This window comes from Streptomyces orinoci, from assembly GCF_003121295.1.
In the GTDB taxonomy this organism is placed as follows: Bacteria; Actinomycetota; Actinomycetes; order Streptomycetales; family Streptomycetaceae; genus Streptomyces; species Streptomyces orinoci.
The window spans coordinates 83,657-97,338 of sequence record NZ_PHNC01000007.1; the positions used below are offsets into that span (position 1 = coordinate 83,657).

Annotated in this window: 12 protein-coding genes; 2 read left to right on the plus strand and 10 right to left on the minus strand. The window is 71.5% G+C overall.

Annotated elements, in window-relative coordinates; translation table 11 throughout:
* Positions 1 to 232: 232 nt before the first annotated feature.
* The 3 genes from CV755_RS04275 to CV755_RS04285 form a co-directional block, all read right to left on the minus strand.
* Positions 233 to 1,771, minus strand: a complete 1,539-nt coding sequence (locus CV755_RS04275) for an amino acid permease (protein ID WP_109278785.1) — start codon at positions 1,769 to 1,771, stop codon at positions 233 to 235.
* An 85-nt stretch (positions 1,772 to 1,856) separates the two neighbouring features.
* The gene (locus CV755_RS04280) at positions 1,857 to 2,843 is read right to left on the minus strand and encodes a hypothetical protein (RefSeq protein ID WP_109278786.1); all 987 of its coding nucleotides are present in this window, start codon (positions 2,841 to 2,843) and stop codon (positions 1,857 to 1,859) included.
* Between the two features lie 174 nt (positions 2,844 to 3,017).
* Entirely contained in the window at positions 3,018 to 4,397 is a 1,380-nt protein-coding gene (locus tag CV755_RS04285) for a peptidase C39 family protein (protein WP_193553348.1), read from the minus strand.
* Between the two features lie 200 nt (positions 4,398 to 4,597).
* Here CV755_RS04285 and CV755_RS04290 point away from each other — a divergent pair, with 200 nt between their 5' ends.
* Both CV755_RS04290 and CV755_RS04295 read left to right on the plus strand, forming a co-directional pair.
* Complete coding sequence (locus CV755_RS04290) at positions 4,598 to 5,173, plus strand: uridine kinase family protein (protein ID WP_109279011.1); 576 nt, start codon at positions 4,598 to 4,600, stop codon at positions 5,171 to 5,173.
* Between the two features lie 474 nt (positions 5,174 to 5,647).
* Complete coding sequence (locus CV755_RS04295; protein ID WP_109279012.1) at positions 5,648 to 7,498, plus strand: AAA family ATPase; 1,851 nt, start codon at positions 5,648 to 5,650, stop codon at positions 7,496 to 7,498.
* 77 nt (positions 7,499 to 7,575) lie between these two features.
* Here CV755_RS04295 and CV755_RS04300 read toward each other — a convergent pair whose 3' ends face one another.
* The 7 genes from CV755_RS04300 to CV755_RS04330 form a co-directional block, all read right to left on the minus strand.
* On the minus strand, positions 7,576 to 8,649 hold the full coding sequence (locus CV755_RS04300; protein ID WP_109278787.1) for a hemolysin family protein: 1,074 nt from the start codon (positions 8,647 to 8,649) through the stop codon (positions 7,576 to 7,578).
* Entirely contained in the window at positions 8,646 to 10,025 is a 1,380-nt protein-coding gene (locus tag CV755_RS04305; RefSeq protein ID WP_109279013.1) for a hemolysin family protein, read from the minus strand. Before CV755_RS04305 ends, CV755_RS04300 begins: the two co-directional genes overlap by 4 nt.
* 203 nt (positions 10,026 to 10,228) lie before the next feature.
* Positions 10,229 to 10,666, minus strand: a complete 438-nt coding sequence (locus CV755_RS04310) for a PH domain-containing protein (RefSeq protein WP_109278788.1) — start codon at positions 10,664 to 10,666, stop codon at positions 10,229 to 10,231.
* A gap of 1 nt (position 10,667) precedes the next feature.
* Entirely contained in the window at positions 10,668 to 11,516 is an 849-nt protein-coding gene (gene hisG, locus CV755_RS04315) for an ATP phosphoribosyltransferase (RefSeq protein WP_109278789.1), read from the minus strand.
* A 51-nt stretch (positions 11,517 to 11,567) separates the two neighbouring features.
* The gene (locus CV755_RS04320) at positions 11,568 to 11,837 is read right to left on the minus strand and encodes a phosphoribosyl-ATP diphosphatase (protein ID WP_109278790.1); all 270 of its coding nucleotides are present in this window, start codon (positions 11,835 to 11,837) and stop codon (positions 11,568 to 11,570) included.
* Between the two features lie 33 nt (positions 11,838 to 11,870).
* Positions 11,871 to 12,356 (minus strand): 6,7-dimethyl-8-ribityllumazine synthase, encoded by a 486-nt coding sequence (ribH, locus tag CV755_RS04325; RefSeq protein ID WP_109278791.1) that lies wholly within the window; start codon positions 12,354 to 12,356, stop codon positions 11,871 to 11,873.
* A gap of 25 nt (positions 12,357 to 12,381) precedes the next feature.
* Entirely contained in the window at positions 12,382 to 13,665 is a 1,284-nt protein-coding gene (locus CV755_RS04330) for a bifunctional 3,4-dihydroxy-2-butanone-4-phosphate synthase/GTP cyclohydrolase II (RefSeq protein WP_109278792.1), read from the minus strand.
* Positions 13,666 to 13,682 lie beyond the last annotated feature (17 nt).

Consider the following 13,682-nt stretch of genomic DNA (forward strand, 5'->3'; position numbering starts at 1 on the left):
TGAAACCAGTTGTACGCGTGAGATGCATCTCTGTTCCCGATTTCAGCCACTACAGGAAATGATCATGGAGTGCCGACGCCCGCGCAAGGGGCGCGTCCGGCCTCGCCCCGGCGCGCGGACGCACGACAGGGACCGCACGGTGAAGAGTGCGGTCCCTGTCGCTGCGTCAGGCGCGTGATCCTTGACCCGGAGGGGTTTACGGGCCCCGGAAGGGCTTACGCCCCCGAGGGAGCTATGGACGGATCGCGTCGGCCGGGCCCATGAGGTCGGAGTGGGCGGTGGTGTTCCTGGGGTGGTCGGGGTTGAGGAACCACCGCCGGGCCGAGACCAGCCACCACACCCCCGCGAAGCCCAGCACCACGGCCACCGCGATGGGCGCGTAGTTGAAGTTCTTCATGGTCACCGGGGAGACCTGGGGCAGCATAAAGAGCACGGTGATCACCGCCACCCAGCCCACCGCCAGCACCCCGACCGGCCGCGACCAGCGGCCCAGGTGCCAGGGCCCGCGCTCGAAGCGCTCCCCCAGCCGCAGCCGCAGCAGAGTGGGGATCACATAGGCGATATAGAGCCCGATGGTGGCGATGCTGGTGACGGCCGCGTAGGCGGTCTCATTGATCAGATACGGCAGTCCCAGCACCAGCGCCCCGCCGGCCGCCAGCCATACCGCGTTGGTGGGGGTGCGGGTGGCCGGGTTGAGCTGGTGCCAGACCCGGGAGAAGGGCAGCGCGCCGTCCCGGGAAAAGGCGTAGATCATCCGGGAGTTGGCGGTCACCGAGGCCATCCCGCAGAACAGCTGGGCCCCGATGATCACCAGCAGCAGCGCCTTGCCGCCACTGGCCCCCAGCGCGTCCATCAGAATCTGGGCGGGCGGCACCCCGGTGTCCGAACCGGAGGCCCCCGTATAGCTCCGGATGGCGAAGGTCAGCCCCACCAGCAGGACGAACCCGGCGATCCAGGAGGTCCAGATGGAACGGACGATGCCACGCGGGCCCGCGACGGAGGCGTCATTGGTCTCCTCCGTCATATGCGCCGAGGCGTCATAGCCGGTGAAGGTGTACTGCGCCATCAGCAGCGACAGCAGACCCACATAAAGCCCGTTGTGCCAGCCGGTGTTGTCGACGAATTTGGTGAACACAAAGGAGGCCGACTGGTGATGGTCCGGCACCAGGCCCAGCACCGCCACGATCAGCACCACACCGGCCACATGCCACCACACGCTCACCGTGTTGAGCACGGCCACGATCCGCACCCCAAAGGTGTTGAGCACCGCGTGCAGCAACAGGATCAGGGCGAACAGCGTCATGGTGTGCCGGGGCGTGGCCGCGAAACCGAACTGCAGGTCCAGATAGGCGTTGAGGAAGGAGGCGGCGCCGAAGTCCACCCCGGCGGTGCAGGCGATCTGGCCCAGCACATTGAACCACCCGGTGAACCAGGCCCAGGCGGCCCGGCTGCGCTCCGGGGCCATCCGGTGGGCCCAGAAGTACAGCCCCGCGCTGGTGGGATAGGAGGAGCAGACCTCCGCCATGGCCAGGCCCACGATCAGGGTCATCAGCCCCACCGCGACCCAGCCCCAGGAGATCATGGCGGGCCCGCCGGTGCTCATCCCATAGCCGTACATGGTCATACAGCCGGAGAGCACCGAGATGATGGTGAAGGAGACGGCGAAGTTGGCGAACCCGCTCATGCTGCGGGCCAGGGTCTGCCGGTAGCCGAGCTGGGCGAGGCGTTCCTCGTCGGAGACGCCGGAGGCGCCGGGGACATCGAGTGGCACGGGTTCCTCTTCCTCGGGCGAGCGGTCGTAACGGGCGATCGGTCGTGGGTCGGGGAGGTGTGGCACCGGCGCGGGCGGCGGTGGCTCAGCCCGGCGGGGGCCGGCCCTCCGCCGCGGCGCGGGCGGCCCAGGCGCGGTGCCTGACGAACAGCTCACGCGGTTCCCCGCAGTAGGACCAGGGCACATCGACGGCGTACGGGCCGATGGCGTGGAACACCTCGTGCGCCTCCGCGTGCCGTCCCGCGAAACCCAGGGCGTGCGCAAGGTAGTTGGCGTCCTCGGCGAACTGGGCGTGCGGCCGCGGCGGCCGGTGGTACCACCAGCGCTCCAGCACCCGGTCGATATGCGGGCAGTCGGTCCAGGGGTGGAGGCTCAGGCCGTACCGCTGCCCCTCGGCCGCCCTGCGCTGCCGGTGCGACTCGGCCAGCGCCACCAGGGGCAGTACGGCCAGCGGCAGACCGCGCGGCGCGGTCTCGGCCCGCTCCAGGGCCCAGTGGAACATCTCCCCGGCGCTGCCATGGTTGCGTTCGAAGAGATAGATGAGCACCTCATGGCGGGCTTCGCGGTTGTACGGATCGCGGGCCGCGGCCTCCTCCCAGACCTGCCTGAGCAGCGTCCGGTCCGGGGCGTGCACCCGCAGCAGGGCCAGCAGCACCACCCAGGGCGCCGGATCGGCGGGCTCCGCCTCGGCGGCGGCCACACAGGTGCGCCAGGCCTCCTCCATCAGCTCCCGGCCCTCCCCCCGCCCGGCGATCAGGGAGCGCAGCGCCTGCACATGGGCCAGCAGCGCCAGGGCGTCGGCCGAACCGGGCTCGGCCCGCGCCCAGGTGTCCGCGAACCGCAGCCTGGCCCCGGCCCTGGCCAGCACCTGGAGCCGGAAGATCCGCCGGTCCCAGTCCCGCCCGGTGGAGGCCAGCAGCTCGCGCAGCCCTTCCCAGCGGCCCATGGCGGCGTCCTCCAGCCCGGCGCGCAGCGGCATGTCCCCGCGTGCCGGATGGCGGTCGAGCGGCAGTTGACCGGGGTCCGGGGAGCGGGTGCGCCGTCCCCCGCGCCCGAACCTTCGACGCTCCATCGCAGTGCGCCCCTCCCCCTGAAGTGCCACGCCGGCCCATCGGAGCGGTGAACGCCCCGCCAACTCCGGTTGAACGGGGCGACAGCATATCCATACGCCAGTGCGAGGGAAGCGTTGTACGAATCTTTTGCCGGACCGGGAGGAACGGCCATGCCGCACAAGGGAGTTAGGCGCTCAGCGCACCCCCACCGCGCGCAGCGCCCGGCGCTGTTCCGCCGAGAGCTCCACCGGGAAATAGAGGTAACACACCCCTCCGGAACCGGACTTGACCTTTCCCTGGGCGTCATGCCGCTTGGTGCGCAGCCAGATGTTCTCGAACTGGCGCCGTTTGTACACCCGTTGGACCGTCCGGTCCGAGGCGCTGGCCGGATCATTGGCGATCACGTCCCCGGACTTGGTGAAGCCCGCCACGCACATCAGATGCCCCGCCGTGCCATAGCCCGCGCCGTCCAGCTCGGAGGCCAGGAAGGACTGCGAGGTGATCACCGGGATCCCGGCCCGCACCAGGCGCTCGGCGTCATTGAGGGTGTGCAGCCGGGTGATGACCGCCTGCATATCGTGATAACCGGCCGCATAGGCGGCGTTGAAGGGCCAGTTGCCGCAGCCCTGGTACTGGTGGTCATAGGTGAAGCGGGCCGCCTGGCAGACCTGGGGATCGGCATAGGCGGGATTCACCCAGGCCAGCTGGGCGGCAGTGGGGCGGCGCCCCCAGTACTCGATGACCATCTCCGAGGAGGTGGGGCTGCACCAGGCCTCGCCGCCGTTGTCGTACTCCGGGTACTGGCCCTTGTGGATCTCCTGCGAGTAGCGCGGCACCCCCAGCCGGTGGCCCGCCCCCGCGCCCGGGCGGGAGGCGGGCACCGTAAAGCGGTCCGGGATGTCGGAGCCCATCGCGCCCAGCCGCCAGACCTCGGGGGTCAGCGAGGTGCCCGGCCGGCGGAAGAGGGTCAGCCGCAGCGCGTAGGAGGCCAGCCGGACCCCGCTCGCCGGGTCCACCGCCAGGGTGTCGGTGTAGACCGCGCTCTTCTTGTCGCCCTGGCCGTCCACCGAGGTCCGCCGGATGTCGCCGGCCGCGTCACCGGAGGTCCATCGGCCCATGACATACCAGGGGGTGCGGGTGTGGTCGGTGTAGGTGCCGCGCGCCTCGACCTGGAGCCAGGTGCCGGCCGGGGTGCGGGCGTTCCAGGAGGCGATCAGCTCGGTGGCCGGCGCGGGCAGGGTGTGCACCGGCGAGACCCAGGTGGCGTACTCCCAGCGGGCCTTGGTGCCGGTGTGCGGGTCGGTGTACTCCATGCTGCCCGCCGGATGCGCGATGGCCAGGCGGGGCCGCCGCCCGTCCAGCGCCCGGGTGCCGTCCGCCGTCCCGCCGCGCCAGTCGGCGAGCGAGGTCCAGGCCCGGTAGTCGATGGAACCGGTGCGGGTGGTGCCGGAGTTGCCGGCGTCCTCCGTGTGTCCGCCGCCCGGAGCGGCCGCCAGGGCCGCCGCCGTCCGGGGCAGCGAGGAGGCGGCGGTCAGGGTGAGGACGGCGGCGAGCAGGGTGCGTCTGCTGGACATGGCGTTGATCCCTCGGTCGGCGCGGCGAACGGCTGGTGGGGGCACGGCGGGCGACTGGTCCGGCCGGACCACTATCGCCGCTCCGGAGGCCGCTTGGCCAGTGATGTGCGGCCCGTTGCCTCCGCACGGACCAGTGGCTCTCCTAGGGTGATCCGGTGCGCGAATCCTTTCCTCCCTTCTCCCCCGGCGGCACCGACGCCCTGGGTGTGCTGGCCCGCTGGCTGCCGGCGCTCCCCCCGTCCGTGGGCGCCGTGCGGCTGGTCGCCGTGGACGGTCACGCCGGCTCCGGCAAGTCCACCTTCAGCGCCCGCCTGGCCGAGGCGCTGGGCGGGGTGCCCGTGGTGCACCTGGACGACCTGGCCACCCATCAGGAGCTGTTCGACTGGACCGGCCGGCTGCGCCAGTGGGTGCTGGACCCGCTGACCCACGGGGAGACCGCGCGGTACCGGGCGTACGACTGGGTGGCCGAGCGCTTCACCGGCCCGGAACACCGGCTGGCGCCCGCACCGGTGGTCCTTCTGGAGGGGGTGGGCGCGGGCCGCCGCGATCTGAGGCCCCAGCTGAGCACCCTGCTGTGGATGGAGTTGACCTATGAGCACTCCTGGGAAAGAGGTCAACTCCGTGATGGTGCAGGGCTGGCGGAATTCTGGGAGGGCTGGAAGCGCGCGGAACACGCGCACTTCAGCGCAGACCCCAGCCGCCCTTATGCCCACATCCTGGTGCGGCAGTGCCAGGAGGGTTATGAGTTGCTTCCCGGGCCCGCTGGGACGGCCTGAACTCCCTTGATTCTCACCCTCCGTAGCCGGTCCCCGGTCCTCCGCCGGGCCGGGTCCGGACGCTCGTCCGCCGGCTCCTCAACTCCGCTTGACCCCGGGGCCTTACAGGACTTACGTTCTGAATGTGCGGTCGGCGCAGGCCGCTTGAGAACGCGAGGCCCCCGGTTGTTCCCCCGTGACCGGGGGCTTCGTACCGCCCCGGAACGGCCCCGCAACCGCCCTTCGAAGTCACCCACCGTGACCGCTCTGCGGAGTGCTTTCCCAAGCGCCGGGGATCACCCGCGCGCCGCGAACGGCCCTTCGGCACCCTACGGCGCACACCGGCTGCGCAGGTACGATGCGAACGGCGCACCCAACAGCCGGGGGCGCCGACCGAGCTGTGATCAACTCCCGTCAAACGACAAGAGCGTTCAACACACAGGGCGGTCCGGGAACCGGCCGGCCCGCCACGGGGGCAGGTTGGTGGGGGATGTGATGGACTTCGGCACTCAGGGCCCGCCCGCCCCGGCCGATCTCGCCTGGCTGCGCGCGGTGGACGCGTACACCATGGGCGCCTACACCCAGGCCGAGGAGGAGTTCCGCACCGCGGTCCGTCTCGACCCGGGGATGGCCGACGCCTGGCTGGGCCTGCACGCCCTGCGTGCCGAGACCTCCACCGCACTGCTGCGGATGCACCGGCACCGGGAGCGCTTCGGCCAGCAGCGCGCCCGCCACCGCCGCCCGCTGAACTCCTGGTACTGGCTGGGCTGGTGGGTCCAGCCGGTGCTGGAGAACGGCCGCGATCTGCTGCTGGCGCATGCCTCGCACTGGCTGGACGGCCGCCATGTCCCGGAACTGGACCGGGCGCTGGCCGACTGCCCGCCGGTGGAGACCGACCCCCAGGTGCGCTTCCTGCACGCCTGCCGGGCCTATCTGGTCAAGGACTGGGAGCAGTTGGTCCGGCAGACCGACCCGCTGCTGGACGACTCCCTGCTGGGCATCGAGGCGGGGCTGTTCGGCGGCATGGCCCGGGTCCGGCTGGAGATGTACGGGCAGGCCGAACCGCTGCTGGCCACCGCGCTGATGCGCTGCCGCAGCGAACAGCCGCAGCGCAAGGAGCTGCGCTACTGGCTGGCCCGGGCCCATGAGGGCACCGGCCGCAGCGCCGCCGCCCTGCCGCTCTACCGCGCGGTGCATCGGGTCGATCCCACCTTTATGGACACCTCCGCCCGGCTGACCGCCATCGCCGACTCCGACGGCCTGGACGATCCGCCCGACCCCGCCCCGGTGGCCCTGGTGGGCTCCGGCCCGGACGGCACCGAACCGGCCGGCGAACCCCAGGCACCGGCCGCCGAGCTGCTCACCGGGGTGGACCCCCAGTTCGGCGGGCCGCCGCCGGCCCCGGTGGACGGGGTACGCGAGAAACGGCGGATCCCGGCCCAGCCGGCCACCCGGCCGGTGCCCGGCCCCGCCGACCCCGCACTGCTGGACCAAGCCCTGGCCGAACTGGAGCGGATGGTGGGGCTGGAGCCGGTCAAGCGGCAGGTCAAGGCGCTCTCCGCCCAACTGCGCATGGCCCGGCTGCGGGCCGGACAGGGCCTGCCGGTACAGCCCCCCAAGCGCCACTTCATCTTCTCCGGCCCCTCCGGCACCGGAAAGACCACCGTCGCCCGGATCCTCGGCCGGGTCTTCTACGCCCTGGGCCTGCTGGGCGGCGATCACCTGGTGGAGGCCCAACGAGCGGATCTGGTGGGCGAGTTCCTGGGCCAGACGGCCGTCAAGGCCAATGAGCTGATCGACTCCGCACTGGGCGGGGTGCTCTTTGTGGACGAGGCCTACAGCCTCGCCAACTCCGGCTACAGCAAGGGCGACGCCTATGGCGACGAGGCCCTGCAGGTGCTGCTGAAACGGGCCGAGGACAACCGCGACCGCCTGGTGGTGATCCTGGCCGGCTACCCCGAGGGCATGGACCGTCTGCTGGCCGCCAACCCCGGCCTGAGCAGCCGCTTCACCAGCCGGGTGGACTTCCCCAGCTACCGCCCCGGTGAACTCACCGCCATCGGCGAGGTGCTGGCAGCCGACAACGGCGACTCCTGGGACGAGGAGGCGCTGGACGAACTGCGCAGCATCAGCACCCATGTGGTCCGGCAGGGCTGGATCGACGAACTGGGCAACGGCCGCTTTCTGCGCACCCTTTACGAGAAGAGCTGCGCCTACCGCGATCTGCGCCTCACCGGCTTCCCCGGCACCCCGACCCGCGACGACCTCGCCACCCTGCGGCTGCCCGATCTGATGCAGGCCTATGGCGAGGTCCTCTCGGGCCGGGGACCGGAGAACCGCTCTTGACTCGGTGGGCGATCGGGCGGGCGGGTGGGTGGGTGGGTGGAACAACGCCCCGAAGGGGCGTGCCCACCCACCGGCGGTCAGCCGACCATGACCCCCTCTTCCTCCCGCGTAGCGGGCACCGCAACCCGGTGCGAGGGATCCCGCACCTCCCCCACCAGCATCTCCAGCACATCCTCCAGGGCAACCAACCCCAGAAAACGCCCCGACGCGTCGGCGACCGCGGCCAGATGCGCCGCTCCCCGCCGCATCACGGTCAGCGCGTCGTCCAGCGGCAGCTCCGCCCGGAGGGTCTGCACCCGCCGCCAGAGCCGCTGCGGCACCGCCCGGTCCCGGTCCTCCAGGTCCAGCACGTCCTTCACATGCAGATAGCCCATGAACGCCCCGCCGGGCCCGCACACCGGGAAGCGGGAGTACCCGGTGCGTACCGTCAGCTCCTCCACCTCCCGGGGTGTGACCGACGGCGGTACGGTCACCAGCCGCGCCGGGTCCAGCAGCACATCCGTCACCGGACGGCTGCCCAACTCCAGGGCGTCCTCCAGGCGTTCCTGCTCGGCGGGGGCCAACAGCCCGGCCCGCCGGGAGTGTTCCACCAGGTGGGTCAGCTGTTCACTGGTGAACGCCGACTCCACCTCGTCCTTGGGCTCCACCCGGAACAGCCGCAGCACGCCATGCGCACAGGCGCCCAGCAGCCGGGTCACCGGGCGGCACAGCCGGGCGAAGGCGACCAGCCCGGGGCCCAGCCACAGAGCCGCCCGGTCGGGGGCGGACATGGCCAGGTTCTTGGGCACCATCTCCCCGATCACCAGATGCAGGGAGATCACCAGCGCCAGGGCGATCACATAGCCCAGCGGATGCACCAGCCCCTCCGGCAGGCCCACGGCCTGGAACACCGGTTCCAGCAGCCGCGCCACCGTGGGCTCGGCCACCGCGCCCAGCGTCAGGGAACACACCGTGACGCCGAACTGGGCCGCCGCCAGCATCTGCGGCAGATTCTCCAGCCCGGTCAGCACGGTACGGGCCCGTGCGGACCCCTCGGCCGCCCTGGGCTCGATCTGGCTGCGGCGCACCGACACCAGGGCGAACTCGGCGCCCACGAAATAGCCGTTGGCCAGCACCAGCAGCGCGGCGAACAGCAGTTGCAGCACGCTCATCGGGCGTCCCCCTTGACCGCGGCCAACACGGCGCTCTTGACCGGTCCCTTGGCGGCGCCCTTGGCCGTACCCGTGCGCACCAGTCGCACCCGTTCGGCCCGGTGGTGGCCCACCTGGCGCACCGACAGCCGCCAGCCGGGCAGTTCGGCCCGGTCGCCGGGGACCGGGATGCGTCCCAGCAGGTCCGCGACCAGTCCGGCGACCGTCTCATAGGGCCCGTCCGGCACCCGAAGTCCGATACGGGCCAGCGTGTCCACCCGGCAGGCGCCGTCCGCCTCCCAGGCGGTCCGTCCGTCCTCGCAGGTCACGGTGGTCAGGTCGGGGCGTGCCGCATCGGCATGGTCATGCTCGTCACGGACCTCGCCGACCAGCTCCTCGACGATGTCCTCCAGGGTCACCACCCCGGCGGTGCCGCCGTACTCGTCCACCACCACGGCTATCGGCTGCTCGCTGCGCAGCTGTTCCAGCAGCGGCTGCACCGGCAGGGTGCCGGGCACCAGCATCGGCGCCACCGCGATCCGCCCCACGGGCGTACGCAGCCGCTCCTCGCGCGGCACCGCCAGCGCGTCCTTGAGGTGGACCATGCCGACCACCTCGTCCAGCCGTTCCCGGTAGACCGGGAAGCGGGAAAGCCCGGTGGCCCGGGTGAGGTTGAGGACGTCCTCGGCGGTGGCGTCCGTCTGCAGGGCGCTGACCCTCACCCGGGGGGTCATCACATGCTGAGCGGTCAGCTCGCCCAGTGAGAGGGTGCGGACGAACAGGTCGGCGGTGTCCGCCTCCAGGGCCCCGGCGAGCGCCGAGTGGCGGGCCAGCGAGACCAGTTCGCCGGGGGTGCGGGCGGAGGCCAGTTCCTCCGCGGGCTCCACGCCCAGGGCCCGTACCAGCCGGTTGGCGACCGTGTTCAGCACGGTGATCACCGGGCGGAAGAGGTGGGCGAACAGGCTCTGCGGCCGGGCCACAAAGCGGGCCACCTGCAACGGCCGGGAGACCGCCCAGTTCTTGGGCACCAGTTCGCCGATGACCATCTGCACCGCGGAGGCCACCAGCATGCCGGTCACCACGGCCACCCCGGCCGCGGCACCGGCCGGCAGTCCGGCCGCGTCCAGCGGTCCGGCCAGCAGCCGGCCCAGGGCGGGCTCGGCCAGCATGCCGACCGCCAAGGAGGTGATGGTGATGCCCAGTTGGGTGCCGGAGAGCTGGAAGGACAGCTCACCCAGGGCCTTGACCACGGTCCGGGCGCGGTGGTCGCCGCCCGCCGCGGCCCGTTCGGCCTCCGGCTTCTCCACGGTGACCAGGCCGAACTCGGCGGCTACGAAGAAGCCGTTGGCCAGGATCAGCAGCAGTGCCGCCGCAAGCAGCAGCAGGGATACGGTGATGCTCATCGCGCCGCCTCACAATGCGGGGCGGCGCAGGTACTACAGGACGATCCGTCCATCCCGGAGGGATTCACTCCTCGGTTCGCAGGTGCCCCGCGGCGGCCGCGTCAGGCGGCCGAGTCGTCTCGGGCGGGGCCGGGCACGGATGTGCTCGTGTGCAACAGAGTAATCAAGGAATCCGCCGACCGGGCAGGCACCGGCCGTCAGGTCGCCGATCGGCCGGTGCCGCGCTCCTCCACCAGAGCGTTCAGCGCCCGGGCCTGGCTGATGGCCTGCTGCTTGCCGATGCCGGTCTGAATGCCCATCGCGGGCAGCGAGGTTCCGTCCGAGAGGTCCAGATGGACCCAGGGGTCGCCGGGCCGCAGATTGACCCGGATGATCTGGGCCCACTCCAGCCGGCGCACCGTGGTGAGGTTCACCACGGTGACCCCGCCCTCGGTCACCACCACCTTGGGGCGGCTGAGCAGCGCCAGCACGCCCAGGCCCAGCAGCGCGGCGAGAATGAAGGACGCGCGGTCCCCGGCCGTGAAGGTGTCCAGCAGGAAGGACACCACGGTCAGCACGGCGGCCAGGGCGCCGCCCACGCCCAGCAGCACCACACGGGTGCGGGTGGGACGGAAGGTCACGGGAAGCTCGGGCATGTCAGAGGCGGCAGGCGTGGATGCCGGTGGTCAGGATGGCCCGCGCGCCCAGTTCATAGAGCTCGTCCATGATCCGCTGGGCGTCCTTGGCCGGGACCATGGAGCGCACCGCCACCCAGCCCTCGTGGTGCAGCGGCGAGACGGTGGGCGACTCCAGGCCGGGGGTGAGCGCCACCGCGCGCTCCACCTGCTCGGCGCGGATGTCGTAGTCCATCATCACGTAGCGGCGGGCGACCAGGACGCCCTGCATCCGGCGGAGGAACTGGCGCACCTTGGGGTCGTCGGCCGGGGCACCGGCGCGCCGGATGACGATGGCCTCCGACTCCAGGATGGGCTCGCCGATGACCTCCAGCCCGGCATTGCGCAGGGTGGTGCCGGTCTCCACCACATCGGCGATGACCTCGGCGACGCCCAGCTGGATGGCGGTCTCCACGGCGCCGTCCAGGTGCACCACCTCGGCGTCCACGCCATGGTCGGCCAGGTGCTTGGTGACCAGCCCGGCGAAGGAGGTGGCGACGGTCAGGCCGCCGAACTCGGCCACGTCCTTGACGGTGCCCGGGCGGGTGGCGTACCGGAAGGTCGAGGCCGCGAAGCCCAGCTGCATGATCTCCTCGGCCTGGGAGCCGGAGTCCAGCAGCAGGTCACGGCCGGTGATCCCGATGTCGAGCCGGCCGGAGCCGACGTACACCGCGATATCGCGGGGGCGCAGGAAGAAGAACTCCACCTCGTTGGCGGCGTCCACCAGCACCAGTTCCTTGCGGTCCTTGCGCTGCCGGTAACCGGCCTCATGGAGCATCTCCGCCGCAGGCTCGGCGAGAGAACCCTTGTTGGGGACGGCGATGCGCAGCATGAGGTCGGTTCCTTTGTGCGTGGGAGGAAGGGGGCGGGGCGTTCGCGGGGATCAGAGGTGGGCGTAGACGTCGTCCAGCGAGATACCCCGGGCGACCATCATCACCTGCAGGTGGTAGAGGAGCTGGGAGATCTCCTCGGCGGTCGCCTCGGCGCCCTCGTACTCGGCGGCCATCCACACCTCGGCCGCCTCTTCGACGACCTTCTTGCCGATGGCGTGGACCCCCTTGCCCACCAGTTCCGCGGTGCGGGAGGTGGCGGGGTCGCCGGTGGCCTTCTGCTGGAGCTCGGCGAAGAGCTCCTCGAACGTCTTCTTGGACATGGTGGTCCTACCCTACGGCCTTGCCCGCCGGTGTCAGTGCCAGGGTTCGGAGACCGAGCGCAGGGTCACCGCGGTGGAGACCGCGGCGTAGACCGCCTCATGCCCCTTGTCCTCGGTGGATCCCTCGAGTCCGGCCCGGTCCACCGCCTGCTCCTCGGTGTCACAGGTCAGCAGGCCGAAGCCGACCGGGACTCCGGTGTCCACCGAGACCTGGGCCAGCCCCCGGGTGACGCCCTCACACACATACTCGAAGTGCGGGGTGCCGCCGCGGATGACGACGCCCAGGGCGACGATGGCGTCATAGCCCCGGCCGGCCAGCACCTTGGCCACCACCGGCAGCTCCCAGCTGCCCGGGACGCGCAGCAGGGTGGGCTCGTCGATGCCCAGCTCGTGCAGGGCGCGCAGGGCGCCGTCCACCAGCCCGTCCATCACCTTCTCGTGCCACTGCGCGGCGATCACGGCCACCCGCAGGTCCTGACAGTTCTTCACACTCAGCTCGGGTGCGCCCTTGCCGCTCATGTTTCTCCTCGGTGGCTGGTGGTGCTTACTGGTTGTCGCAGGCGGAGACCGGCTCGGCGTCCAGCCAGGGCAGGTCGTGCCCCATCCGGTCGCGCTTGGTCCGCAGATACCGCAGATTGTGCTCACCGGCGGGGGCGGGCATCGGCTCCCGTCCGGTGACCTTCAGACCGTGCCGCTCCAGGGCGATGGTCTTGTCGGGGTTGTTGGTCATCAGCCGCAGCGAGCGCACGCCCAGGTCGGCGAGCATCCGGGCGCCGGCCCCGTAGTCCCGGGCGTCGGCGGGCAGGCCCAGCTCCAGGTTGGCGTCCAGGGTGTCGTGCCCGTTCTCCTGGAGCTCGTAGGCCCGCAGCTTGGACAGCAGGCCGATGCCCCGGCCCTCGTGCCCGCGCAGATAGATCACCGCGCCGCGGCCCTCCTCGGCGATCCGGCGCAGCGAGGCCTGGAGCTGGGGGCCGCAGTCGCAGCGCAGCGAGCCGAAGACATCGCCGGTCAGGCACTCGGAGTGGATACGCACCAGGACGTCCTCGGCGCCGTCGAGTTCGCCCATCACCAGGGCGATGTGCTCCACCCCGTCGATGCCGGAGCGGTAGCCGTGGGCGAGGAAGTGACCGTAGGCGGTGGGCAGTTGGGTGGTGGCCTCGCGGCGTACCGCTGGCTCGGCCGCCTTGAGGTGGTTCACCAGCTGCTCGATGGAGATCAGGGTCAGACCGAACCGGCGGGCGAAGGCGGTCAGTTGGGGCAGTCGCAGCATCCGGCCGTCCTCGCCGGCGATCTCCACGATCGCGGCGGCCGGGCGGAATCCGGCCAGCCGGGCCAGGTCGCAGCCGGCCTCGGTGTGGCCGGGGCGGACCAGGACGCCGCCGGGCCTGGCCCGCAGCGGGAAGACATGCCCGGGGCGGACGAAGTCACCGGGCTTGCTGGCGGGGTCGGCCAGCAGCCGGATGGTGGTGGCCCGGTCGGCGGCGGAGATGCCGGTGTCCACGCCATGGGCGGCGGTGGCATCGGTGGAGACGGTGAAGGCGGTGCGCATGGTCTCGGTGTTGTTCTCGACCATCTGCGGGAGTTCCAGGCGGTCCAGGTCCTCGCCCTCCATGGGCACACAGATCAGCCCACGGCACTCGCTCATCATAAAGGCGAGGATCTCGGGGGTGGCCGCCTCGGCGGCGATCACCAGATCCCCCTCGTTCTCCCGGCTCTCGTCATCGATCACAATCACCGGCCGGCCGGCCGCGATATCGGCGATGGCCTGCTCGACCGGGTCGAGGACGCTCTCCCCGGTCACTGCGGTGTGCTGCGGGGCGGCGGTCATGCTGTCTCCGTTGAGTC

Excerpts from the sequence above, each read along its gene's own strand:
- CV755_RS04280 (WP_109278786.1), bottom strand. The coding sequence starts at position 2,843 with ATGGAGCGTCGAAGGTTCGGGCGCGGGGGACGGCGCACCCGCTCCCCG.
- CV755_RS04285 (WP_193553348.1), bottom strand. The coding sequence starts at position 4,397 with ATGTCCAGCAGACGCACCCTGCTCGCCGCCGTCCTCACCCTGACCGCC.
- CV755_RS04295 (WP_109279012.1), top strand. The coding sequence starts at position 5,648 with ATGGACTTCGGCACTCAGGGCCCGCCCGCCCCGGCCGATCTCGCCTGG.
- CV755_RS04300 (WP_109278787.1), bottom strand. The coding sequence starts at position 8,649 with ATGAGCGTGCTGCAACTGCTGTTCGCCGCGCTGCTGGTGCTGGCCAAC.
- CV755_RS04310 (WP_109278788.1), bottom strand. The coding sequence starts at position 10,666 with ATGCCCGAGCTTCCCGTGACCTTCCGTCCCACCCGCACCCGTGTGGTG.
- hisG (WP_109278789.1), bottom strand. The coding sequence starts at position 11,516 with ATGCTGCGCATCGCCGTCCCCAACAAGGGTTCTCTCGCCGAGCCTGCG.
- CV755_RS04320 (WP_109278790.1), bottom strand. The coding sequence starts at position 11,837 with ATGTCCAAGAAGACGTTCGAGGAGCTCTTCGCCGAGCTCCAGCAGAAG.
- ribH (WP_109278791.1), bottom strand. The coding sequence starts at position 12,356 with ATGAGCGGCAAGGGCGCACCCGAGCTGAGTGTGAAGAACTGTCAGGAC.
- CV755_RS04330 (WP_109278792.1), bottom strand. The coding sequence starts at position 13,665 with ATGACCGCCGCCCCGCAGCACACCGCAGTGACCGGGGAGAGCGTCCTC.